This window comes from Marinobacter sp. SS8-8 (assembly GCF_030540945.1).
Taxonomy (GTDB): domain Bacteria; phylum Pseudomonadota; class Gammaproteobacteria; order Pseudomonadales; family Oleiphilaceae; genus Marinobacter.
Window position 1 is genome coordinate 335,964 of the sequence record NZ_JASSVN010000002.1, and the last position, 21,974, is coordinate 357,937.

Genomic DNA, 21,974 nt, shown 5'->3' on the forward strand with positions numbered 1-21,974 from the left:
CCGCCTCAGAGGTCGTTCATGCCCAGGCTCTTGAGGGCCCGGTCGCTGTCTGCCCAGCCACGCTTTACCTTCACCCAGAGCCGTAGCATGATTTTGCTGTCAAACATGCGCTCCATATCGACACGCGCCTCCTGGCCGATACGGCGCATCCGCTCGCCCCTGTCGCCGATCATGATCTTTTTCTGCCCTTCACGTTCTACCAGGACAAGCGCAGAGATGTGAAGAGTCTTCCCCTCGCGCCGGAACGCCTCAATCTCTACCGCCACTGAGTACGGCAGCTCCGCGCCCAGTTGGCGGGTGATCTTTTCCCGGACAATTTCCGAGGCAAGAAAGCGCTCGCTGCGATCAGTGATCTGGTCATCGCCATAGAAATGGATACTCTCCGGCAGGTAACGGCCGACGGCTTCTTCCAGAGGCTGAAGATTGATCTCTTTCAGGGCTGAAAGTGGAATAATCTCTGCGAACTCGCGCTTTTTCGAGACCATATCCAGGTGTGGCAACAGGCTTTCCCGCTTCTCGATCTTGTCGACCTTGTTGACCGCCAGGATAACCGGGCATTTCAGCTTGTCGAGTTTCTCCAGCACCAGCTCATCGGCGGTGGTCCAGGCCAGCTGATCCACCACGAACACCACAACATCCACGTCAATCAATGCCGACGTGGCTGCCTTGTTCATATAGCGGTTCAGGGCCCTGGGTTCCTCTTCATGCATGCCCGGCGTATCCACGTAAATCGCCTGGACTGACCCCACGGTCTTGATGCCGAGCACCTGATGCCGGGTGGTCTGGGGCTTGCGGGAGGTAATGCTCAGTTTCTGCCCGAGAAGATGATTCAGCAACGTGGATTTACCCACGTTCGGACGACCGACGATGGCCACAAAACCGCAGCGACTGTCCGGGTTCTCCGGACGGGTGATATCGTTCATTACTGGTCCTCCACGCCCAGTTCTTTCAGGGCGTTACGGGCTGCCTGCTGCTCCGCCACGCGGCGGCTGCTGCCGGTCCCGGTGGTTTTTCGGTCCAGCGAAGGCAGCGCACAGGATACGTGAAAGGTCTGGTTGTGGGCTTCGCCGTCCACTGAAAGCACATCGTACCGCGGCAGCGGAAACTGCCGGGACTGAAGGTACTCCTGCAGACGGGTTTTCGGGTCTTTCTGGGTGTCCTGGAGATCCAGTTTGTCCAGGCGGTGCTCGAACCAGCGCAGCACCTGCTCACGGCAGGTGTGGAAATCGCTGTCCAGATAGATGGCACCAATGATGGATTCCACCGTATCGGCCAGAATGGACTCTCTCCGGAATCCCCCGCTTTTCAGTTCCCCGGACCCCAGACGCAGGTAATTGCCGAGCTGGAACTCCCGGCCGATTTCCGCCAGCGTGACACCTTTGACCATGCGGGCACGAAGCCGGCTCAGTTGCCCTTCCCGGGCTTTTTCAAAATGGAGGAACAGGTATTCGGCAATGACCATGTTGACAATGGAATCACCGAGGAACTCAAGGCGCTCGTTATTCTGGTTTCCGTAACTCCGGTGGGTAAGCGCCAGCAAAAGCCGCTCCGGCGATTGGAACTGATAGCCGATGCGGCGCTGCAACTGATCCAGATCCGGTTGTGAACTCACTTGCCCTTCATCTCATATTCATGCTTGAAGTGAACGACGGTATCCACGTTACTGAACAGGTTGTTGCGCACTTCGTAATCAACATTGATAATAACGAGCTCACCGTTTTTCTCGACGGTGATATTCTTGGCATCAAAGCCCCGGACATTGTTCACACTCAGGCGCTTGTTAATCAGCGTGCGAACCTGGGCAACCCCCATCTCCGACAGGCCCTCGGTACCATCAAGGCTTTCCAGCGCTTCCTGAATGGTCATGTCGTCCAGGTAAATGGGACCGAGCTTGATCACCAGGGTCAGCAAACCACCGAAAAACAGCACCACGACCATCATCGTCAATGCCGAGGCACCTCTTTGACGGCCCATGCCGGAAAGATTGTTTTTCTTCATTATGCCTGCACTCCAGATAGTCCGAGTTACTCGATTCCGCCCACACGATCAAAGGATGGCAGGCTGGTCAGGGATTTCCAGTGCATCCAGATGGCAAAGGCCTTGCCGACGACCAGCTCGTCAGGAACCATGCCCCAGTAGCGGCTGTCGTTGCTGTTATCGCGATTATCGCCCATGACGAAATAGTGGCCCTCGGGCACCTGCCATTCCCCTTCACCGCTCTCACCGACGCGGCCCAGGGTCAGGTAGATGTCGTGTTCAACCTCGCCCAGATCTTCCCGGCGCAACTCCACGGGCGGCAGTCTTGCGACAAACCGGGTCTGCACAAGCTCGCCATTGATAAATAGCTGCTTGTCTTTGTAACGAATACGGTCACCTGGCTCACCTATGACCCGCTTTATGTAGTTGGTCTCACCATCTTTCGGGTACTTGAACACCATGACATCGCCCCGCCGGGGATCGTCAACGGTAAGCACTTTGGTGCCCGAGACGGGCAACCGAAGCCCGTAGGCGTATTTGTTCACCAGAATAAAATCCCCGACCTCAAGCGTTGGTAGCATGGAGCCGGACGGAATCTGGAACGGCTCCACCAGAAAGGACCGAAGTACCAGCACAATCGCCAGCACCGGAAAAAAGGAGCGGCTGAGATCAACCAGGTAGGGTTCTTTGGGCTCTTCGTTCTCGACGGCTGGGCCGCCTGCGGCATTGCCGTTGGCACGAAAACCGGCGAGGCGACGCTGCCGAAGAAACAGCTTGTCCGCCAGCCAGATCAGACCCGTTGCAAAGGTCAGTACCACCAGTACCAGGGGAAAATCGATATCCATTCAGGAGGCCTTTTAGTTATCCACTTTCAGTACGGCAAGAAACGCTTCCTGAGGCACCTCGACATTACCCAGCTGCTTCATACGCTTTTTACCTTCCTTCTGCTTCTGCAGCAGTTTCTTCTTCCGGCTGACGTCGCCGCCATAACACTTGGCGGTTACATTCTTGCGCAGCGCCTTCACCGTAACCCGCGACACCACCTGGTTTCCAATGGCGGCCTGAATGGCAATATCAAACATCTGCCGCGGAATCAGCTCCTTCATCTTCTCGATCAATTGACGCCCCTTGCGATGCGCCTGTTCCTTGTGAACAATCAGTGCCAGCGCATCCACGCGCTCACCGTTGATCAGCACATCCAGCCGCACCAGATTGGCTTCCTGGAAACGGGTAAAATGGTAATCCAGTGACGCAAAACCACGGCTGGCGGACTTGATCCGGTCGAAGAAATCCATCACCACTTCCGCCATGGGCAGCTCGTAGGTCAGTTGAACCTGGGTCGACATGAAGTGCATGTTCTTCTGGACGCCCCGCTTCTCCTCACACAGGGCAATCACGTTACCGAGGTGCTCCTGGGGCACCAGAATGTTCGCCTCCACCATTGGCTCTCGCATTTCTTCAATGGAACCAATATCCGGAAGGCTTGAGGGGTTGTCCACCGACAGGATCTCACCCCGTTTGGTAACTACCTCATAGATCACCGTGGGGGCGGTGGTAATCAGATCGATATCGTATTCCCGTTCCAGCCGCTCCTGGACGATTTCCATGTGCAACATACCGAGAAAACCGCACCGGAAACCAAAACCGAGGGCGTCTGAGCTCTCTGGCTCGAAGAACAGGGAAGCGTCATTCAGGGTCAGTTTCTCCAGCGCATCCCGGAAATCGTTGTAGTCGTCTGCACTCACCGGGAACAGACCGGCGTATACCTGCGGCCTGACCTTCTTGAAACCGGGCAGCATGGGCGTTTCGGCAGCGAATTTCTGGTGCACGATGGTGTCGCCGACCGGCGCTCCATGAATATCCTTGATACCGGCAACGACAAAGCCGACATCGCCGGCTTCCAGCACGTCGGTATCGGTTGGCTTGGGATTGAATATCCCGACCTTGTCCGCGTTCCAGGCCTTGCCGGTGGATTTGATAACAATCCGGTCGCCCTTTTTCAGGGTTCCTTCGGTCACCCGTACAAGGGATACCACACCCAGGTAATTATCGAACCACGAATCAATGATCAACGCTTGCAGAGGCGCGCCACGATCACCTTTGGGGGGCGGAATCTTTTGGATCAGGTCTTCCAGCACATCTTCAACGCCCATGCCGCTTTTGGCGCTGCAACGTACTGCCCCCGATGCCTCGATACCAATGATGTCTTCAATTTCCGCAGCCACCCGCTCCGGCTCGGCCTGGGGCAGATCCATTTTGTTCAGGACCGGCACCACTTCCAGCCCCTGTTCAATGGCGGTATAGCAGTTGGCCACCGACTGGGCTTCCACACCCTGCCCGGCGTCCACCACCAGCAATGCCCCTTCGCAGGCGTACAGCGAGCGCGACACTTCGTAGGAAAAATCCACATGCCCCGGGGTGTCAATGAAATTCAGCTTGTATTCCTGGCCATCCCGGGCCGTGTAATTGAGCGTGACACTCTGGGCCTTGATGGTAATCCCTCGCTCACGCTCAAGATCCATGGAATCCAGGACCTGTTCAGCCATTTCACGGTCAGTCAGGCCACCACAGATCTGGATAAAACGATCTGCAAGCGTGGATTTACCATGGTCAATGTGCGCGATAATGGAAAAGTTACGAATTCGGCTCAGTTCAGTCACAGACAATGAATACTCAGTTAAGACGAAGGATTGAGCCCGGAAGAGCCGCTACCCGGATCCGGGAACCGCGTGATTTTACCGGTTACCGGCCGCCATTGCCATGACCAGGAAATCAGCGGCCTTTCGCACTGCCGGATAAGGAAGCCAATGAGGGCGTCCAGGCATTACCAGATTCCAACAGCTTACTGAGGGAGAGCTCCTGCCTTTTCATCATGGGTCCTTATCCGTTCCATGGCCGTTCATTTTTATTGATGACAGCGGGTATAACGAAAGCCCCCGGGGCGTGCCGTTTTCAACGCATCCGGGGGCTTCCAGAGACTGCCTGGTGTTCAGTGCCTCAGGGTCAGGGCTTCATCACCAGGTACAGCGCGCGACCCTGCCGCACCACCCTCACCGACACTGCCTTGTTGTCAGGCAGTGCCCGGACCACCTCACGAAAATCTGCAACGGAGGCAACCTTCCTGCGGTTGATTTCAGTAATTACGTCTCTCGGTCGGATACCGGCTTCATAAGCGGCGCCACGGGCGACATCGGCAACAATCACCCCACCGTCAACACCGAGGGAATCGGCAAGATCCGCGGGCAGAGGCTCCACCATAATACCCAGAGGTGCGGAGGAGGGGCCGCCACTGCCATCCGAAGGAGCTGCCGCCTGCCGGCTTCCGTCCTCGGGCAGTTGGCCGATTTCGACACCCAGTTCAATGACTTCTCCACCACGGAGCACCCTGAGACTGGCCGTTTCACCGACCGGGGTGCGCCCTACCATTGGCGGCAGGTCCGAGGAGAGCTCAACGGGTTCACCGTCGTAACTGAGCACGATATCGCCCGCCTGCAGGCCCGCCTGTTGCGCCGGTGAGCCTGCCATGACTTCGGCAATCAGTGCGCCTCTTGGCCGTTCAAGGCCAAAGGATTCCGCCAGATCACGATTCACTTCCTGGATCAATACACCCAGCCAGCCACGGGAAACAACGCCCTTATCGCGCAACTGGCGGAAAACGTTCATGGCATCGTCAATGGGGATGGCAAAAGAGACACCCATAAAACCACCGGAGCGGGTATAGATCTGGGAATTGATGCCGACCACTTCACCGTCCAGATTGAACAGGGGGCCGCCGGAATTACCCGGATTAATGGCAACGTCGGTCTGGATAAAGGGAACATAATTCTCAGACGGTAGTGAACGACCCAGAGCACTGACGATTCCTGCGGTCACCGTATAATCGAAACCGAACGGAGACCCGATGGCAAACACCCATTCACCGACTTTCAACTCCTTCGAGCGGCCGATTTTCACCACCGGCAAGTCCTCACCATTCTCGATTTTCAGTACCGCCATGTCGGAACGCGGATCGGTCCCCACCAGCGTTGCCGGCAGCTCCCTCCGGTCATTCAGGCGAACAATGATTTCATCGGCACCTTCAACCACATGGTTGTTGGTGAGAACGTAGCCATCCTCAGACACAATAAAACCGGAGCCCATGGACCGGCGAGGCTGGGAGTTCCCAGGAGCACCACCAAAGGGAGACTGGGGGCCGCGGAAAAAGTCCTGGAAAAATTCTGGCATCTGTTCGAGCTGGCGCTCATCAAAAGGCAGACCGCGCGCGTTGCCCGCCCTGGGTTCACTGGTCGTGCTTATATTGACCACAGCGCCCGCGTTGTCTTCAACAAGCTCGGTAAAATCGGGCAAACCCTGAGCCACCCCTGCCTGGCTCCAACCCGCCAGCACCATGACGGACAGTGCCAATAGCAGAATGACCAGTGCGCCGCCGGACTGAAAATTCCGGGAACGCTGGGCAACGTCTGTTGTTCTCGACATGTTGTACTCCCCCTGTGCAGCAAAGACCCTATGGTAGTTTTCGGGTCAGGACACCGAATTTCAACTTAAAAAACGGTAGGATTTATAGACAGTTTTCGGAGAAAATCCGGTTAACCCGAACCAACCTGGGCTCGCAGTCCGTTGTGCCAGAGCGCTGCAGTTTGCGCACAGCCACAAAACCCAGGGCCAGGCCACCTGCGGCGGCCAGCATGGCAGCACTGTCCTGCCCGCCAGACACATGGTGGCCAAGAACACTCGCCACCACCATCAGAACCAGCGGGATCGCATAGACCACCAGCGAGGCACCAAGCAGTGCCTGCTCATCAATCCCGATGGTGACCTCATCCCCGACCCGGGCATTCATTGTGTTCGCCACCAGAATCTGATTCGCCCGCCCCCCGGTTGCGGCTGCCAGCACTTTCTGCCCGCAACCATTACGGGCAGTGCAGCTCTTACACGCGCTGGCGCGGATGGTCTGAACCCAGACGCGCCCCCCCTTCAGTGCAACAACTTTTCCCGTTTCCGTAATCACGATCCACCTGCACCGAGTGCCAGTGCGTTCTCGATCCGGACGGATTCGGCAACCTGGCGAGCGGTTTGTGGCGGCAGTTCACCGACAACCGTAACCAGGAATACCCTGCCCTTATCCCAGACCTTGTGCATATAGATTGTCGTGGCACCGATCCGGGAGGCACCGGTGGGCATGTTTACCGCACCCGCAGGCTCAACAAAGACCGAAAATGCCGCCAGGCCGTCAGAGAAAGCAACTGCCTGCCCCTTGCCGGAACGAGGAGCCGCAGCCGGCATGAAACCGTCCGGTCGCCAGCCAAGCTGCCAGCCATCCATGCGCTGAACGGCCGATGCCTGGGGTGCCGGTTCCCCGAGCGTCCTGGAAATTTCACGGCCACGGGTGCGAATTTCAAACTCACTGTCGGGGATATTTTCGCCGATCTGCAAACTGGTGAACTGGAAATGCTCCAGAACCTCACCCCTGGCATTGCGCACATGACTCTTTACCAGCAGCCCCGTCGACTTCTCCAGCCACAACCGGTAACTGTAGCGGTAGGGATCTTTCGCACTGAGGGCTACTGTCACCACATCGTAACCCGCTACCCGGTCCCCACCCTTCATTTCAGCACGATACCAGCGGCTCACCGGCACCAACTGGCTGGTAAACGCCTCGGCGAAAGGACCGGATGGAATGACCTGATCAAGTTTGATGCGCCCCCTTTCGGGAAGTACGCAGACCACGTTCATTCCCTTGCGGACGATTTCGCCGCTGCCGCCATCCTGCAGAACCAAGCGCTCCTCGACAACACCCTCATTGTAACGGTGCGCAATCTGCATTGAATGTACGCGATCACCCCGGGCGTACACGAAAACGCCGCGGTAGGACGTCATGTTCAGAGCCGGACCGAGGCGATTGAGCCAGGCCACTGCTTCCTCTTCTTCACCGGCAGCCACCGGCATTGGGCCGGCAAGCAGGACCACCAGGATCATCAGCAATGACAGTGCCCGATTCCGGGAAACAGCACTCAGGGCTTTGCGTATGATCACACTCACTCCAAGGGTCAGGGGTCAGTAACCGTTGCCATTGGCGCTGACCAGACGGGCATAGCCGACGGCTCCCCGACCGGCGCCGACACTGTTGTGCTGCGCATGTTCCAGCAGATAACGACTCATGTACTCCCACTGCTCATCATCCAGACCCTGCAGTGCAATCTCCCTGACCGGCTGATCCTGTGTCGACACCTCTGGCTCTGGCTCTGGCGCAGCCGCAGTCGCTGGCTGGAGAGGCCCGACATCAGAAGAATCCCAACCGGCACCAGCGCCAAAGCCAATGAGCAGCGCCGTGGCAACCATGGCTGCGGCAGGCCAGTGCCAGCGGCGAACATTCGTGTTCGGCCGCAGGACCCGGGACCGCGCCGAAGCGGACGTGCGACCATCGAGCAGTTCACGCACGGCAACACTGACATCCACTCCATGGGCCGGTGAGTGGCCATCATGCAGAAGATCCCGAACGTCCTGCCATCGCTGCCACTGGGCCCGGACCTCATCCTGGCTACCGTGTGACAACAGGCGACGCACCGACAGTTCGTCAGCTTCGTCGTCCATCATGGCGGACAGTGTTTCTCTGAGACGATCATCCATGGGATGCAACCTCAATTACGTGACCGAGTGGTTGAGCAACGGTCCGAGATGACGATCAACCGCATCCCGGGCCCTGAAAATCCGTGAACGCACGGTACCGATGGGGCACTCCAGTATCCCGGCAATATCGTCATAACTGAGGCCGTCATATTCCCGTAGCAAAAACGCCGAACGCAGTTCTTCCGGCAGCTGGGCAATGGCCTTGGTCAACTCCTCCTGGAGCTGTTCCCTCTGCAGTAGTCGTTCCGGTGAGGCGGTATCCCTGAGCCTCGAGCCTTCATCAAAATTCTCCGCCTCAGCCGAATCGGCACTGCCCTGGGGACGCCGCCCCCGGGATTCCAGATAGTTCTTCGCGGTATTCACGGCAATTCGGTAAAGCCAGGTATAGAAGGCGCTGTCACCACGGAAACGTTCGATCGCCCGGAATACCTTAACGAAGGTTTCCTGGGTCAGATCCATGACTTCCTGGCTATCGTAAACGTAACGGCCGATGATGGACGCAACCCTGGACTGATACTTGACCACCAGCAGGTCGAACGCGGCACGGTCACCGCTTTTAACCTTGCGCACCAACTGCAGGTCCGTCTGACTGTCGGAGTGCTCACCCTGTTGTTTGTCTGTATCAGGAGTCATGGACTGTTTGCCGGGGTTCCCTGATTTGACGGCCAGCTGTCCGGCCTGTACCAAGTTTCGTTGCGTCATTGATGCTATCCGGCGTCCGTTCGTGAAACGGGTTGTGCCACCTGCCAGGCGGCTCACCCTGTCAAGCCAAATAGACAGCAAGCGTAAAGTTTAGTTCAATACACGTCCACATTATGGCCTGCGATAACGACCCGATGCTACAGCCCTACGAATACGATGTTCTTATTATCGGCAGTGGTGCTGCCGGCCTGACCGTTGCTCTCAATCTGCCAGAGCACCTGAAAGTATGCGTGGTTAGCAAGGCCGGGATCAGCAGCGGCGCCACCCTCTGGGCCCAGGGAGGCATTGCTGCGGTACTGGATGATCAGGATTCCACGGAACACCACATCACCGACACTCTGAATGCCGGCGCCGGCCTGTGCCATGAGGACGCTGTCCGCTTCACCGTGGAGCACGGCAAAGACAGCATAGACTGGCTGATTGATTCCGGGGTCAATTTCAGCCGGGACCAGGATGCCCACTATCACCTCACCCGGGAAGGCGGTCACAGCCACCGACGCATCATTCACGCTGCCGATGCCACCGGCCATGCCGTCTCAACCACCCTGGCATCCCAGGCCCAGGCCAGGCCCAACATTGAGCTTATGTCTGGCCGGGTAGCGGTGGATCTGATCACCAATCGCAAGTTATCCCTGCCGGGTAACCGCTGTGTCGGCGCCTACATCCTGAACCTTGAGGACAACCATGTGGAATTGTTCCGGGCGCGGTTTACCGTTATTGCCACCGGGGGCGCTTCCAAGGCCTACCGCTACACCACCAATCCGGACGGGGCGTCCGGCGATGGTATCGCCATGGCATGGCGGGCCGGCTGCCGGGTGGCGAACATGGAATTTAACCAGTTCCACCCGACCTGCCTGTATCACCCCCTTGCAAAATCCTTCCTGATCACCGAAGCGGTGCGCGGTGAAGGTGGCTTGCTGAAGCTACCCGATGGCACACGATTCATGGACCGCTTCGATACGCGCGGAGAACTGGCACCCCGGGACATCGTTGCCCGGGCCATTGACCATGAGATGAAGCGCCTGGGCGCTGACCATCTGTATCTCGATATCAGCCACAAACCCGCGGACTTCATAAAGCACCACTTCCCGACCATCCACGAGACGTGCCTGGGCTTTGGCATTGATATCACCCGCGAGCCCATTCCCGTGGTTCCTGCCGCTCACTATACCTGCGGCGGCATAATGAGTGACGAACGCGCCAGAACCGACATTAACCAGCTTTATGTGGTGGGCGAGGCCGCCTTCACCGGACTCCATGGCGCCAATCGCATGGCCAGCAACTCCCTGCTGGAATGCCTGGTGTATGGCCGCGCCGCCGCTGCCGATATTACCCGCCGGGAAGCGGACATCCCACCACCCCCGGAGGCTCCGGACTGGGACGAAAGCCAGGTCCGGGATTCCGATGAGGACGTCGTCATCTCCCACAACTGGGACGAGCTGCGGCATTTCATGTGGGACTACGTAGGCATTGTGCGAACCACCAAACGACTGCAACGGGCCAAGCACAGGGTCGATCTTCTGTCTGCGGAAATCGGGGAGTTCTACAGCAACTACCGGGTCACCAACGACCTGCTTGAACTTCGCAACCTGGTCACTGTATCCGACCTGATTATCTGTTCTGCACTGCAGCGCAAGGAAAGCCGTGGGCTGCACTACACGCTGGATTATCCGGGACTGCTCAATGAAGTCCGTGATACCGTACTGGTACCCACGACCTACCGGACGCCTGCGCCTTGAACCAACGCCGGCTTTTACACACGATTCAATGGTAAACACTATGTCAGAGACATCTGCACCGTCCGAAAAAGCAGAATTTAACCGCCTGTGGTGGCACAGCCGTCGCGGCATGCTTGAGCTGGACAACCTCCTGATTCCCTTCGTGGAGCAGGCCTACCGCGACCTCAACGCCGAAGACCAGGCGCGCTACAGAAAACTGCTCACCTGCGAGGACAACGACATGTTCGAATGGTTCATGCAGCGCAGCCGCCCGGAGGATCCGGACCTTCAACGCATGGTCGGCATCATCCTCAAACGTGTCCAGCCGGATTGAGCTGACGCTCTCACCTTCCCTGCTGGTCGGCGTGCTGGCGAGCATACCCTGGCTGGTACTGCTGGGCTTTCTGGTGATCTCGGCACTGGCCGGCAAAACCTGGTTGCTCGCTGCTGTGCCGGTTGCTCTGGCGGGAGCAGCGCTGCAGTATCGGTGTAACGGGTTACTTCTGGGCAGCCATTCGGTGAACGGCCTGCTGATCGACCAGGGCAAGATGTACGCAAAAACCGGAGACAACCGGCAGATTCCGGTGCAGCCCGCAGCGTCCAGCCAGATCTGGTCCGGGCTGGCACTCTTGAAACTGCGCCCGGATGGCACCAGATTCCGTTCTTACACCACAATACTTCTGGCACCGTCGCCGCACAGGCCGGGTAACGTCCAGGAAGACGATTTCCGTCGCCTCAGGGTGTGGCTCAGGCTGGGCCGCTCCAGGCGACCATCCACCTGAATCACCGATCCGGAGCACGCCATGACCGACACAGACGCACCTGTATCAGCCGTTGCAGACTTCCCCCTGCCGAACGACGGCTGGGCGGTCCTGAACGACCGGGTGGTTGCGCGCATCAGCGGTCCGGGCACCGACAAGTTTCTTCAGGGCCAGTTCAGCCAGAACCTGGACGAGGTAACCCCGGACCACTCGCCCAGAGCCGCCGCCGCGACCCCCAAGGGCCGCGCCTATTGCCTGACCCGCATGGTCCGCGCGGGAGAGGACATACTGATGGATTTCCCTTCTGATCTGGCGGAGGACACCATCAGCCATTTGCGCAAGTACCTGATGCTGTTTCGCGGGACGACCATGGACGTTGTCCCGGAAGCCAGGATCGTTGGTATTCTGGGCAGCCAGTCTGCTGAAAGCCTGGCCGGTGACGCCATGGATAGCCTGAAGGAACCCGGCGACTCAACCGCACTCAGTGACGGCTTGCTGGTAAAAACAGAGCCAACCGCCGAAGGCACACCCCGCTTTGAATTCTGGCAGCCTGAAGATAATGAGACAGCTCTTCCCGCCAGCACCCGGATGTCCACGGCAAACTGGCGGGCTTCCGAGATTGCTGCCGGGATAGCTTCTCTCACAGCCGCCACACGGGAATCCTTCGTGCCACAGATGCTGAACTGGCAACATGTGGGCGGCGTTCATTTCAAAAAGGGCTGCTACACAGGTCAGGAAGTGATTGCCCGAATGCACTTTCTCGGGCAACTGAAGAAAAGCCTGTTCCGTTTCCGGATCGAACAGGCCGGAGACGTGCCGGCACCCGGCTGTGCGTTGTATGCTGGCGAGCGGTCGGTGGGCGAAGTGGTGAACGCAGTCAAATACCGTGACGGCCGTGTTGAACTCCTGGCCGTCGTGCGCCACGATGCCGCCCGAAATACCCTGCATCCTGATGGCCTGCCCGAGGCTGTGCTTACACCGATGACACTGCCCTATGCTGTGCCGGAAAGGGAAAAAAGCGCACAATCAGATACATAAGTTGACAGGCAAACGTCCCGGAATTTGCTATTTTGCTATGCAGTAGCTCACATATCTGATTGTTCGGAACCTACACGCGGACCTCTACTGACCATGTCGAATATTGTCGAAACCATTAAAGCCGATCTCAACGCTGCCATTGAAAATGACAAACTGGTGCTGCCCACCCTTCCGGAAGTGGCCTTGCAGGTACGGGATATTGCGCAATCCGAGGATTCGGCCATTGCCGACCTGGTGAAGGTAATCAGCAATGACACCGCCCTTTCCGCACGCATTATCCGGGTGTGCAACAGCCCGCTGTTCCGGGGCAGTCGGGCTATTGAAAACCTGAATATGGCGGTGAGTCGTCTCGGCATGGCTTACACCAGCAATCTGGCCATGGGCCTGGCCATGGAGCAGATGTTCCAGGCCACCTCCGACATGATCGACAAGCGGATGCGCGCCACCTGGCAGACCAGCACCGAAGTTGCCGGTGTCTGTCACGTACTGGCCCAGCACTACACCAGGCTGAAACCGGACCAGGCCACTCTCGCAGGCCTGGTGCACCTGATTGGTGTGCTGCCGATCCTGCGATACGTGGAAGATCAGGATATCCAGATCAGCAGCATCATGCTGGACAACGTTGTCGATGAGCTGCACCCGAAGATTGGGGCGACCATCCTCAAGAAGTGGGACTTCCCGATAGATCTTCAGAATGTTCCGCTGGAATACGCCAGCTTCAACCGTGAGGTTCCGGCAGCGGACTATGCGGATCTGGTGATGGTTGCCAATCTCCAACTGGTTGCCGGCTCCGGGCACCCCTGGACGGAGATGGACTGGACAAAGATTTCTGCTTTTGATCGCCTTGGGTTGGATCCGAATATCGACATGAGCGAGGAAGAGGATCTGAACGCCCAGATGGAAGCGGCTATGGCGCTGCTTCAGTAATTTGTTGCTGGGAGTTTGACCGCCTGTCTTCAGGATGGGGTCAGGCTCCCAAAACACGCTGTGAATACTTCCCTGTACGCTCGGCTCCGCCATCCTTGGCTCCGCACGGTTTTGGGAGCCTGACCCCATCCCGAAGACTACTTTCGGGCATACCTTCAGCTCTTCTTGTATCTCTGGATCAACTCTGCCTTGCTTGGCAACGCCCAGTTAACGGTGGGCTTGGCCTGCTGTTGCAACCAGTCGTTGGCCTTTGAGAAGTGCTTGCAACCGAAGAAGCCCCGGTAAGCGCTCAGTGGCGAGGGATGGGGGCCATCGAGGACCAGGTGTTTGATGCGGTCGATGTGCTGGCCTTTCTTCTTTGCGTAGCTGCCCCAGAGCAGGAACACCACGCCCTCACGCTCACGATTGATCGTTTCGATGACCCTATCGGTAAACGTTTCCCAGCCCTTGCCCTGGTGGGCGCCGGCCTGGCCCTGGACGACGGTGAGGACGCTGTTGAGCAGCAGCACGCCCTGCTCGGCCCAAGGTTGCAGGCAGCCGTGGTCCGGGGGCGCTATACCGAGGTCGTCCTGGATTTCCTTGAAGATGTTCACCAGCGAGGGAGGAACAGCCACGTTCGGGCGCACAGAGAAGCATAGGCCGTGGGCCTGGCCGGGACCGTGGTAGGGATCCTGACCGAGGATGACGACCCGGACGTTGTCCAGCGGGGTGCTGTTCAGGGCATTGAAGCAGTGCTGGCTTGCGGGGAACAGGACTTTTCCGGCCTGCTCCTCAGCGGCCAGAAAGTCCGCCAGGCTCTGCATGTAGGGCTGGCGGAATTCCTCCGAGAGATGTTCTTTCCAGCCCCTGTCGAGCCTGAGCTGGCTGGCCAGTACCTCAACCGGGCTCATGGCTTATTCCTCGTCTTTGCGCGGCTCGGCCTTGTGCTCCGGGCGCATGGCCGGGAACAGGATGACGTCGCGGATGGACGGGGAGTCGGTTAGCAGCATGGCCAGCCGGTCGATGCCGATGCCCTCGCCGGCGGTGGGCGGCAGGCCGTATTCCAGTGCCATAATGTAATCTTCGTCGTAGAACATGGCCTCGTCGTCACCGGCGTCTTTCTCGGCCACCTGGGCCTGGAAGCGTTCGGCCTGGTCTTCGGCGTCGTTCAGCTCCGAGAAGCCGTTGGCGATTTCGCGTCCGCCCACGAAAAACTCGAAGCGTTCGGTGACGAACGGGTTGCTGTCCTTGCAGCGGGCCAGGGGCGACACTTCTTTCGGATACTCGGTGATAAACGTCGGCTGCATCAGGCGATGCTCGGCGGTCGCCTCGAAAATCTCGATCTGGACCTTGCCCAAGCCCCAGCCATCCTTGAGATGAATACCCAGGTCTTTCGCGACCTGACGGGCACTGGCGTCGTCCGCCAGCTGCCCGGGCTTGATATCCGGGTTGTAGCGCAGGATGGCATCGACCACGGTCAGGCGCTCGAAGGTCTTGCCGAAATCGTACCCGATGGTTTCCTCGCGGCCATCGGCCAGGGTTCGGGTATTCACAACCGTGGTGGTGCCCAGCACCTTCCAGGTGATGGTGCGGAGCATGTCCTCGGTGAGATCCATCAGGTCGTTGTAATCCGCGTAGGCCTGGTAGAACTCCACCATGGTGAATTCCGGATTATGGCGGGTGGAAAGCCCCTCATTACGGAAGTTCCGGTTGATCTCGAACACCCGCTCGAAGCCGCCAACCACCAGGCGCTTCAGAAACAGCTCAGGCGCGATGCGCAGGTACATGTCGATACCCAGGGCGTTGTGATGGGTCACGAAGGGGCGCGCGGTGGCACCGCCGGGGATCACCTGCAACATCGGGGTTTCCACTTCCATGAAGTCCCGGTCGGTGAAGTACTGGCGCATGGCGCTGATGATCCTGGAGCGCGCATGGAACACCCGGCGGCTGTCCTCGTTGACCATCAGGTCGACATAGCGGTGGCGATAACGGGCTTCGGTGTCGGTCAGGCCCTTGTACTTTTCGGGCAACGGACGCAGGGACTTGGTGAGCAACACGTACTCGTCCATGGTGACATACAGGTCGCCCTTACCCGACTTGGACAGGGTGCCTCGCACACCCACGATATCCCCGAGATCCCAGTGTTTGGTGTCTTTCTGGACATCCCTGGAGGCATAGATCTGGATACGGCCGGTCATGTCCTGAACCACCTTGAATGCCTTGCGGTCAAGCATCATACGGCCGGCAATGGCCACTTTGATGCCCAGGGACTCCAGCTCTTCCTTGCTCTTGTCGCCGTAGTTTGCCTCAAGCTCAGCGGCGGTGGCGTCACGACGGAAGTCGTTGGGGAAGGCATTGCCCTGGTCGCGCATCTCTGACAGTTTGGCGCGACGCTCGGCAATCAGCTTGTTGTCCTCGTGCTGTGCGGCATTCTGAGTCTGATCAGTCATTTTGGCTCACTAGGAATCGGGTTGTCCGGGTTAGCGTGGCAAAGGCGCTGGTTACAGCGCCATCTTCAGGCTGGCTTCGATGAACTTGTCAATGTCACCGTCCAGCACCGACTGGGTATTACTGGTTTCAACCTTGGTACGCAGGTCCTTGATACGGCTGTCATCCAGAACGTAAGAACGGATCTGGCTGCCCCAACCGATATCGGCCTTGGCGTCCTCGGCCTTCTGCTTCTCGGCGTTACGCTCCTGCATCTCACGCTCAAACAGCTTGGCCTTCAGCTGCTTCATGGCCTGGTCCTTGTTCTGGTGCTGGCTTCGGCCAGCCTGACAGGCCACGACAATACCGGTGGGATTGTGGGTCAGACGCACCGCCGACTCGGTCCGGTTAACGTGCTGACCACCGGCGCCAGAGGCACGGTAGACGTCCACCCGCAGATCCGCCGGGTTGATTTCAATTTCGAAGCTGTCATCCACCTCCGGTGACACGAACACGGAAGAGAACGAAGTATGACGGCGGTTGCCGGAATCGAACGGAGATTTACGCACCAACCGGTGAACGCCGGTTTCCGTGCGCAGCCAGCCATAGGCGTAGTCGCCTTGGATGTGAATGGTGGCACTCTTGATGCCGGCCACTTCACCTTCCATGAGCTCGACAATCTCGGCCTTGAAGCCCCGGCGCTCCGCCCAGCGCAAATACATACGCAGGAGCATGTTGGCCCAGTCCTGGGCTTCGGTACCACCCGAGCCGGCCTGGATGTCCAGGTAGGCGTTGTTGGCGTCCATTTCAGCGGAGAACATGCGGCGGAATTCAAGCTTCTCAAGTTCTTTATCAAGACCGTCGAGGTCAGACTCGATCTCGGCTACCGTACCTTCGTCCTCTTCTTCTGCGGCTATATCCAGCAGACCTTCAGCGTCTTCCAGACCGGAGGTGAGGTTATCGATGGTCTTGACGATCAGTTCCAGGTCCGCACGCTCTTTTCCCAGAGCCTGAGCCCGGTCCGGGTCGTCCCAGACGCTCGGCTGCTCCAGTTCGCGCTCTACTTCGACCAGCCGTTCACTGCGCTGATCGTAGTCAAAGATACCCCCTGAGCGCTTCAGTGCGCTCACGAAGCTCTTTAATCTTCGTCACAATGGGATTAATTTCCATGAAACCCTTACTCGCTCTTGAAAATGGAGAGTAAAAACAGAGGCGGGATTCTACCCGAAATCGCTTGTTAAATCAGCCGTGGTTTTCCGGCTATTGGGAGCATGCGGGACGCAGGCAGGGCTTTCTGGCGGGAAAAGGTGTCTTTGAACAAGGGGTCTGACCCCGCGGGGTCAGACCCCAATTTCACTCAGCGGCTCCAGATAATCCACCAGCAGCTGAAGATTGGTCCGCCCCCGGAAGGTGTTCGCATCCGGCTTATACACCACCCGGGCACCGGTTCGGGTGTAATCAGGCACTTCCGGACCGGTGTTGAAGGCAATGCCGTCGATAATGCCGCCACCATCGACCGGCTGCAACACCAGTTTCAGGTGATTTTCCCCGACAATTCGCTGACTCACCACCCGGAATTCGCCGTCGAACAGCGGCTCCGGGAAATGTTGCCCCCAGGGGCCGGCCCGTTTGAGTAACGCGGCGGTATCCAGGGAAAGCTCGTTTGGCTCCAGAGGTCCGTCGGTAGTGATCGCCGCCTCCAGATCCTCGGCCGAAAGGGTGTCGCGAACGGCGCGGTCGAAGGCTTCGGAGAAGGCGTCCAGGTCGGCTTTGGCGAGGGTCATGCCCGCTGCCATGGCGTGGCCGCCGAACGTTTTCATGATTCCAGGGTGGCGGGAATCCACCACCGCCAGTACATCACGGATGTGCAAACCAGGGATGGAGCGGGCGGAGCCTTTGATGTCTTCGCCGTTGTCGTCCGGGGCAAAGGCGATGGTGGGTCGGTGGGTCTGCTCGCGAATGCGGGCGGCGAGGATACCGATGACCCCCTGATGCCAGTCGGGATCAAACAGGGCCAGGCCCCAGGGCAAACCGTCAAGGTCCAGTGACATGGAAGCCAGAAGATCCTGGGCCTGGGCTTTCATGTCTTTTTCGATGGTCCGGCGCTCCCGGTTGAAGGTATCCAGCTCCCTGGCCAGACGGCGGGCCTCACCCGGGCTATCCGCCAGCAGACAGGCGATGCCGATACTCATGTCATCAAGCCGGCCCGCTGCATTCAGGCGGGGGCCAACGACAAAGCCGAGATCGGTTGAGCTGATGGCGGTATGATCCCGGCCAGCCACTTCCAGCAACGCCAGGATACCGGGGCGGGCCTCGCCCTGACGTATACGGCGCAGACCCTGCTCTACGAAGATCCGGTTGTTGTGATCCAGGGGTACCACATCCGCAACCGTTCCCAGGGCCACAAGATCAAGCAGGCTGCCGAGGTTTGGCTCCGGATTGGGCAGGCGACCGGTTTCCCTGAGCTGTTTGCGCAACGCCGTGAGCACGTAGAACATCACGCCAACGCCGGCGGCGTTCTTGCTAAGGAAGGGGCAACCCGGCTGATTGGGATTGACGATGGCATCGGCATCCGGAAGTTCCTCGCCCGCCAGGTGATGATCGGTAACCACCACCGTCACGCCCAGCTCCCTGGCGGCCCTGACACCCTCAACGGCGGATATGCCGTTGTCGACCGTGATCATCAGGTCCGGAAGCTCGCCTTCCTCACGCAAACGTTCGATGATACCCGGGGTCAGGCCGTAACCGTCTGCGAACCGGCTGGGAACGCGAAAATCAATACTCTGTAAGCCGAGCATCGAAAGGCCAAGCATGGCCACGGCGGTGCTCGTCGCACCGTCTGCGTCGAAATCGCCCAGCACCAGAACCCGCTGCTGCTGATCAATGGCCTCGGCGAGAAGCTCAACGGCCCGGTTGATGCCCCGGAGGGACATGGGCGAAGCCAGGTGTTTCAGGGTATAGCTCAGTTGCTCATCGGAGGTGACGCCACGGGCGGCGTACAGGCGGCGAAGCAAGGGGGGCAGGTTTCGCCCCCAGCCCGGGATTGTCTCGGGCTGGGGGCGACGCAGGATTTTTTTGGGTGCCATACCAGGTCAGGTATTCTTCCAGTTCTTGGCGATGAATTCCTGAACAGCGGCGATGTTGTTATCCAACACCGTGTAACGCTCTTCCCGCTCGAACAGGTCCGCCATGTGGGTCGGCAGTGGCGGCTGCACACCCAGGCCGGACTCGGAAACGGCGTCCGGGAACTTGGCCGGATGGGCTGTGCCCAGGGCAATCATCGGTACGGTGTTATCGCGGCGACAGTTGCGCGCGGCGCGAACCCCGATGGCGGTGTGCGGGTCCAGAAGATATTCATTCTGTTGGTAAATTTCGTGGATGGTGTCGCAAGTGGTTTTGTCATCCACCGCGTCGCTGTCGAACAGCTTGCGGGCGTGCCTCCAGCGGTAATCCTCAATACTGACCGGGCCTTTGGCGGCATTTTCCAGCAGGGTTTTCACCGCCAGCCCATCCCGACCGTGCAGATCAAACAGCAGGCGCTCAAAGTTGCTGGATACCATAATGTCCATACTCGGCGACAGTGTGTGCTCGAGCTGATGCTGCTCGTATTTGTTGCCACTCATGAAGCGATGCAGGATGTCGTTGCGGTTGGTGGCAATGACCAACTGGGAGATCGGCAGCCCCATTTTCTTTGCCAGGTACCCGGCAAAGATATCGCCAAAGTTCCCGGTGGGAACCGAAAACGCCATGCTGCGATCCGGACCACCCAAGGCTAGGGAGGCGTGGAAATAGTAGACGATCTGGGCCATGATCCGGGCCCAGTTGATGGAGTTGACTGCCACCAACTGGGTTTTGCCGCCCAGGAAGGACTGATTGCCAAAGCTCTCCTTCACCATGCGCTGGCAGTCATCAAAATTGCCGCGCACGGCAATGTTATGGATGTTGTCGCCCTGGACCGTGGTCATCTGGCGGCGCTGCACCTCCGACACCCGCTGGTAAGGATGCAGGATGAAGATATCCACGTGCTCGCATCGGCGGCAGCCTTCAATGGCCGCCGAGCCGGTATCACCGGAGGTAGCTCCCATGATAACCACATGCTGCTGGCGCTTCTCCAGCACGTAATCCAGCAAACGACCCAGTAGCTGCAGGGCGAAATCCTTGAACGCCAGTGTCGGGCCACGGAACAGCTCCATCACCCACTCATTGGTATCCAGCTGCACCAGTGGTGCAACGGCCTTGTGCGCGAACACGGCGTAGGTTTCATCCAGCATCTTGCGGAAATCGCCCGCGGGAATGGCATCGTCCACAAACGGATGCATGATATTGAAGGCAAGTTCACTGTAGCAAAGTCCGCGCCAGCTCCGGATCTCCTCCAGACTGAAATGTGGCAGCGACTCGGGAACGTAGAGCCCACCGTCGGTGGCCAGCCCGGTCAGCAAAACGTCTTCAAAGCCCAGTGCGGGCGCCTCACCCCGCGTACTGATGTATCTCACGTGCGTACCTGTCAGTTAAAGTTTTCGGCGCGGATGCGGACAACCTGGCCATCGGTATCGGACAGGGCTTCCAGCTCTTTGATCGCACGGTTGACCTGCCGTTCCTGAACCGTGTGAGTCAGGATAATCACCGGAATCCGGCCATCCTTCAGCTCGGATTCCTTCTGCATGATCGACTCAATGTTGATGCCGTGCTCACTCAGGATCGAGGCAATCTTAGCCAGTACGCCCGGACGGTCCAGAGCGGTAATGCGCAGGTAATAGGCAGACTGGATGTCTTCCATGGACAGTACACCCAGATCCTCCATGGTGTCTGGCGAGAAACCAAGGTAAGGCACACGCTGGCCGCTCTCCGTGGCCACGGCGCGTGCGACATCGACGATATCCGCAATAACCGCCGACGCCGTTGCTTCACCCCCGGCGCCAGGGCCATAGTACATGGTCTGGCCAACGGCATCGCCATCCACCAGCACCGCGTTCAGCACGCCGTCCACCTGGGCAATCAGGTGGCTACGGGGAACCAGGGTGGGATGAACCCGCAGTTCAATACCATCGTCCCGGCGGCGGGCAATACCCAGATGTTTGATGCGATAGCCGAGCAGTTCGGCGTGGGCAATATCGTACGGAGTGATCTTCGAAATCCCTTCGGTATAGCCTTTTTCAAACTGCAGAGGCACACCAAAGCCGGCCGAGGCGAGGATGGTCAGCTTGTGGGCCGCGTCAATGCCTTCCACGTCAAAGGTCGGATCTGCCTCTGCGTAACCCAGATCCTGGGCTTCCCTGAGCACTTCGGCAAACTCGCGGCCTGCACGCATTTCGGTGAGGATGTAATTACCGGTGCCATTGATAATGCCGGCAATCCAGTCAATACGGTTTGCCGCCATACCCTCACGCACAGCCTTGATCACCGGAATACCACCGGCCACACCAGCCTCGTAGGCAACCACGACGCCCGCCTTTTCGGCGGCCTCGAAGATTTCGTTGCCGTGAACGGCGATCAGGGCCTTGTTGGCCGTCACAACATGCTTGCCATTGCGAATGGCCGCCAGCACGAGTTCACGGGCGGCATCGTAACCGCCGATGAGCTCCACCACGATATCCACGCCGGGATCGTTCACCACGTCGTAAATGTCGGTGCTGAAGGGTACATCTCCGAGGTCCATGTCCTCGCGAGCCCGGCGACTGGCGATCCGGGTAATCCGGATGTTGCAGCCGGCCCGGCCGGCAATGAGCCTGGCGTTGCGGGTCAAGACATTAAAGGTACCGCCGCCGACGGTTCCCAGTCCGCAGATTCCGACACTGACGTCTTTCAAACTCTCACCTCT

At 58.7% G+C, this 21,974-nt stretch carries 21 protein-coding genes; 5 read left to right on the forward strand and 16 right to left on the reverse strand.

Annotation, left to right across the window (positions count from 1 at the left end):
* Window positions 1-5: 5 nt before the first annotated feature.
* The 10 genes from era to rpoE form a co-directional block, all read right to left on the reverse strand.
* On the reverse strand, window positions 6-923 hold the full coding sequence (gene era / locus QPL96_RS03550) for a GTPase Era (protein WP_303285607.1): 918 nt from the start codon (window positions 921-923) through the stop codon (window positions 6-8).
* On the reverse strand, window positions 923-1,612 hold the full coding sequence (gene rnc, locus QPL96_RS03555; protein ID WP_303285608.1) for a ribonuclease III: 690 nt from the start codon (window positions 1,610-1,612) through the stop codon (window positions 923-925). Before rnc ends, era begins: the two co-directional genes overlap by 1 nt.
* Window positions 1,609-1,998, reverse strand: coding sequence for a DUF4845 domain-containing protein (locus QPL96_RS03560; RefSeq protein ID WP_303285609.1), 390 nt, complete (start codon window positions 1,996-1,998; stop codon window positions 1,609-1,611). Before QPL96_RS03560 ends, rnc begins: the two co-directional genes overlap by 4 nt.
* Before the next feature lie 26 nt (window positions 1,999-2,024).
* Window positions 2,025-2,822 carry a signal peptidase I gene (lepB, locus tag QPL96_RS03565; RefSeq protein WP_303285610.1) on the reverse strand — a complete coding sequence of 266 codons (798 nt, stop codon included), beginning with the start codon at window positions 2,820-2,822 and terminating at the stop codon, window positions 2,025-2,027.
* A gap of 12 nt (window positions 2,823-2,834) precedes the next feature.
* Window positions 2,835-4,637, reverse strand: coding sequence for a translation elongation factor 4 (gene lepA / locus QPL96_RS03570; protein ID WP_303285611.1), 1,803 nt, complete (start codon window positions 4,635-4,637; stop codon window positions 2,835-2,837).
* Between the two features lie 343 nt (window positions 4,638-4,980).
* A complete protein-coding gene (locus QPL96_RS03575; protein WP_303285682.1) occupies window positions 4,981-6,366 on the reverse strand; it encodes a DegQ family serine endoprotease in 1,386 nt (461 codons plus the stop codon).
* A 169-nt stretch (window positions 6,367-6,535) separates the two neighbouring features.
* Complete coding sequence (locus QPL96_RS03580) at window positions 6,536-6,985, reverse strand: SoxR reducing system RseC family protein (RefSeq protein ID WP_303285613.1); 450 nt, start codon at window positions 6,983-6,985, stop codon at window positions 6,536-6,538.
* A complete protein-coding gene (locus tag QPL96_RS03585) occupies window positions 6,982-7,953 on the reverse strand; it encodes a MucB/RseB C-terminal domain-containing protein (protein ID WP_303285684.1) in 972 nt (323 codons plus the stop codon). Before QPL96_RS03585 ends, QPL96_RS03580 begins: the two co-directional genes overlap by 4 nt.
* Before the next feature lie 78 nt (window positions 7,954-8,031).
* The gene (locus QPL96_RS03590) at window positions 8,032-8,604 is read right to left on the reverse strand and encodes a sigma-E factor negative regulatory protein (RefSeq protein WP_303285614.1); all 573 of its coding nucleotides are present in this window, start codon (window positions 8,602-8,604) and stop codon (window positions 8,032-8,034) included.
* A gap of 15 nt (window positions 8,605-8,619) precedes the next feature.
* Window positions 8,620-9,306, reverse strand: a complete 687-nt coding sequence (rpoE, locus tag QPL96_RS03595; protein ID WP_303285615.1) for an RNA polymerase sigma factor RpoE — start codon at window positions 9,304-9,306, stop codon at window positions 8,620-8,622.
* A gap of 134 nt (window positions 9,307-9,440) precedes the next feature.
* Between rpoE and nadB the strand changes: the two genes are divergently transcribed.
* The 5 genes from nadB to QPL96_RS03620 all read left to right on the forward strand — a co-directional run bounded on the left by nadB (window position 9,441) and on the right by QPL96_RS03620 (window position 13,750).
* Window positions 9,441-11,045: an L-aspartate oxidase gene (gene nadB, locus QPL96_RS03600; RefSeq protein ID WP_303285685.1), complete on the forward strand. Its 1,605-nt coding sequence runs from the start codon at window positions 9,441-9,443 to the stop codon at window positions 11,043-11,045.
* A gap of 40 nt (window positions 11,046-11,085) precedes the next feature.
* Window positions 11,086-11,358, forward strand: a complete 273-nt coding sequence (locus tag QPL96_RS03605; protein WP_303285617.1) for a succinate dehydrogenase assembly factor 2 — start codon at window positions 11,086-11,088, stop codon at window positions 11,356-11,358.
* On the forward strand, window positions 11,342-11,806 hold the full coding sequence (locus QPL96_RS03610; protein ID WP_303285619.1) for a hypothetical protein: 465 nt from the start codon (window positions 11,342-11,344) through the stop codon (window positions 11,804-11,806). The genes QPL96_RS03605 and QPL96_RS03610 overlap by 17 nt, the downstream gene beginning before the upstream one ends.
* A gap of 21 nt (window positions 11,807-11,827) precedes the next feature.
* Window positions 11,828-12,823 (forward strand): folate-binding protein YgfZ, encoded by a 996-nt coding sequence (locus QPL96_RS03615; RefSeq protein WP_303285620.1) that lies wholly within the window; start codon window positions 11,828-11,830, stop codon window positions 12,821-12,823.
* A gap of 93 nt (window positions 12,824-12,916) precedes the next feature.
* Window positions 12,917-13,750, forward strand: a complete 834-nt coding sequence (locus QPL96_RS03620; RefSeq protein ID WP_303285621.1) for an HDOD domain-containing protein — start codon at window positions 12,917-12,919, stop codon at window positions 13,748-13,750.
* A gap of 155 nt (window positions 13,751-13,905) precedes the next feature.
* Here the strand turns inward: QPL96_RS03620 and ung are convergent, their stop codons facing one another.
* The 6 genes from ung to QPL96_RS03650 form a co-directional block, all read right to left on the reverse strand.
* Window positions 13,906-14,640: a uracil-DNA glycosylase gene (ung, locus tag QPL96_RS03625; protein ID WP_303285622.1), complete on the reverse strand. Its 735-nt coding sequence runs from the start codon at window positions 14,638-14,640 to the stop codon at window positions 13,906-13,908.
* Between the two features lie 3 nt (window positions 14,641-14,643).
* On the reverse strand, window positions 14,644-16,179 hold the full coding sequence (gene lysS, locus QPL96_RS03630; RefSeq protein ID WP_303285623.1) for a lysine--tRNA ligase: 1,536 nt from the start codon (window positions 16,177-16,179) through the stop codon (window positions 14,644-14,646).
* A gap of 51 nt (window positions 16,180-16,230) precedes the next feature.
* A protein-coding gene (prfB, locus tag QPL96_RS03635; RefSeq protein ID WP_303285625.1) for a peptide chain release factor 2 occupies window positions 16,231-17,326 on the reverse strand; the annotation gives its coding sequence in 2 pieces (ribosomal slippage) (window positions 16,231-17,253 and window positions 17,255-17,326; 1,095 coding nt in all).
* A gap of 170 nt (window positions 17,327-17,496) precedes the next feature.
* The gene (recJ, locus tag QPL96_RS03640) at window positions 17,497-19,242 is read right to left on the reverse strand and encodes a single-stranded-DNA-specific exonuclease RecJ (protein ID WP_303285627.1); all 1,746 of its coding nucleotides are present in this window, start codon (window positions 19,240-19,242) and stop codon (window positions 17,497-17,499) included.
* A 6-nt stretch (window positions 19,243-19,248) separates the two neighbouring features.
* On the reverse strand, window positions 19,249-20,649 hold the full coding sequence (gene thrC, locus QPL96_RS03645; protein WP_303285628.1) for a threonine synthase: 1,401 nt from the start codon (window positions 20,647-20,649) through the stop codon (window positions 19,249-19,251).
* Window positions 20,650-20,660: 11 nt separating this feature from the next.
* Window positions 20,661-21,962, reverse strand: coding sequence for a homoserine dehydrogenase (locus QPL96_RS03650; RefSeq protein ID WP_303285630.1), 1,302 nt, complete (start codon window positions 21,960-21,962; stop codon window positions 20,661-20,663).
* Between the last annotated feature and the right edge of the window lie 12 nt (window positions 21,963-21,974).

Bases quoted from the DNA above. Each gene is read 5' to 3' on its own strand.
- era (WP_303285607.1), bottom strand. From the start codon at position 923: ATGAACGATATCACCCGTCCGGAGAACCCGGACAGTCGCTGCGGTTTT.
- QPL96_RS03560 (WP_303285609.1), bottom strand. From the start codon at position 1,998: ATGAAGAAAAACAATCTTTCCGGCATGGGCCGTCAAAGAGGTGCCTCG.
- lepB (WP_303285610.1), bottom strand. From the start codon at position 2,822: ATGGATATCGATTTTCCCCTGGTACTGGTGGTACTGACCTTTGCAACG.
- QPL96_RS03575 (WP_303285682.1), bottom strand. From the start codon at position 6,366: ATGGTGCTGGCGGGTTGGAGCCAGGCAGGGGTGGCTCAGGGTTTGCCC.
- QPL96_RS03585 (WP_303285684.1), bottom strand. From the start codon at position 7,953: ATGATCCTGGTGGTCCTGCTTGCCGGCCCAATGCCGGTGGCTGCCGGT.
- QPL96_RS03590 (WP_303285614.1), bottom strand. From the start codon at position 8,604: ATGGATGATCGTCTCAGAGAAACACTGTCCGCCATGATGGACGACGAA.
- rpoE (WP_303285615.1), bottom strand. From the start codon at position 9,306: ATGACGCAACGAAACTTGGTACAGGCCGGACAGCTGGCCGTCAAATCA.
- nadB (WP_303285685.1), top strand. From the start codon at position 9,441: ATGCTACAGCCCTACGAATACGATGTTCTTATTATCGGCAGTGGTGCT.
- QPL96_RS03605 (WP_303285617.1), top strand. From the start codon at position 11,086: ATGTCAGAGACATCTGCACCGTCCGAAAAAGCAGAATTTAACCGCCTG.
- QPL96_RS03615 (WP_303285620.1), top strand. From the start codon at position 11,828: ATGACCGACACAGACGCACCTGTATCAGCCGTTGCAGACTTCCCCCTG.
- QPL96_RS03620 (WP_303285621.1), top strand. From the start codon at position 12,917: ATGTCGAATATTGTCGAAACCATTAAAGCCGATCTCAACGCTGCCATT.
- ung (WP_303285622.1), bottom strand. From the start codon at position 14,640: ATGAGCCCGGTTGAGGTACTGGCCAGCCAGCTCAGGCTCGACAGGGGC.
- lysS (WP_303285623.1), bottom strand. From the start codon at position 16,179: ATGACTGATCAGACTCAGAATGCCGCACAGCACGAGGACAACAAGCTG.
- recJ (WP_303285627.1), bottom strand. From the start codon at position 19,242: ATGGCACCCAAAAAAATCCTGCGTCGCCCCCAGCCCGAGACAATCCCG.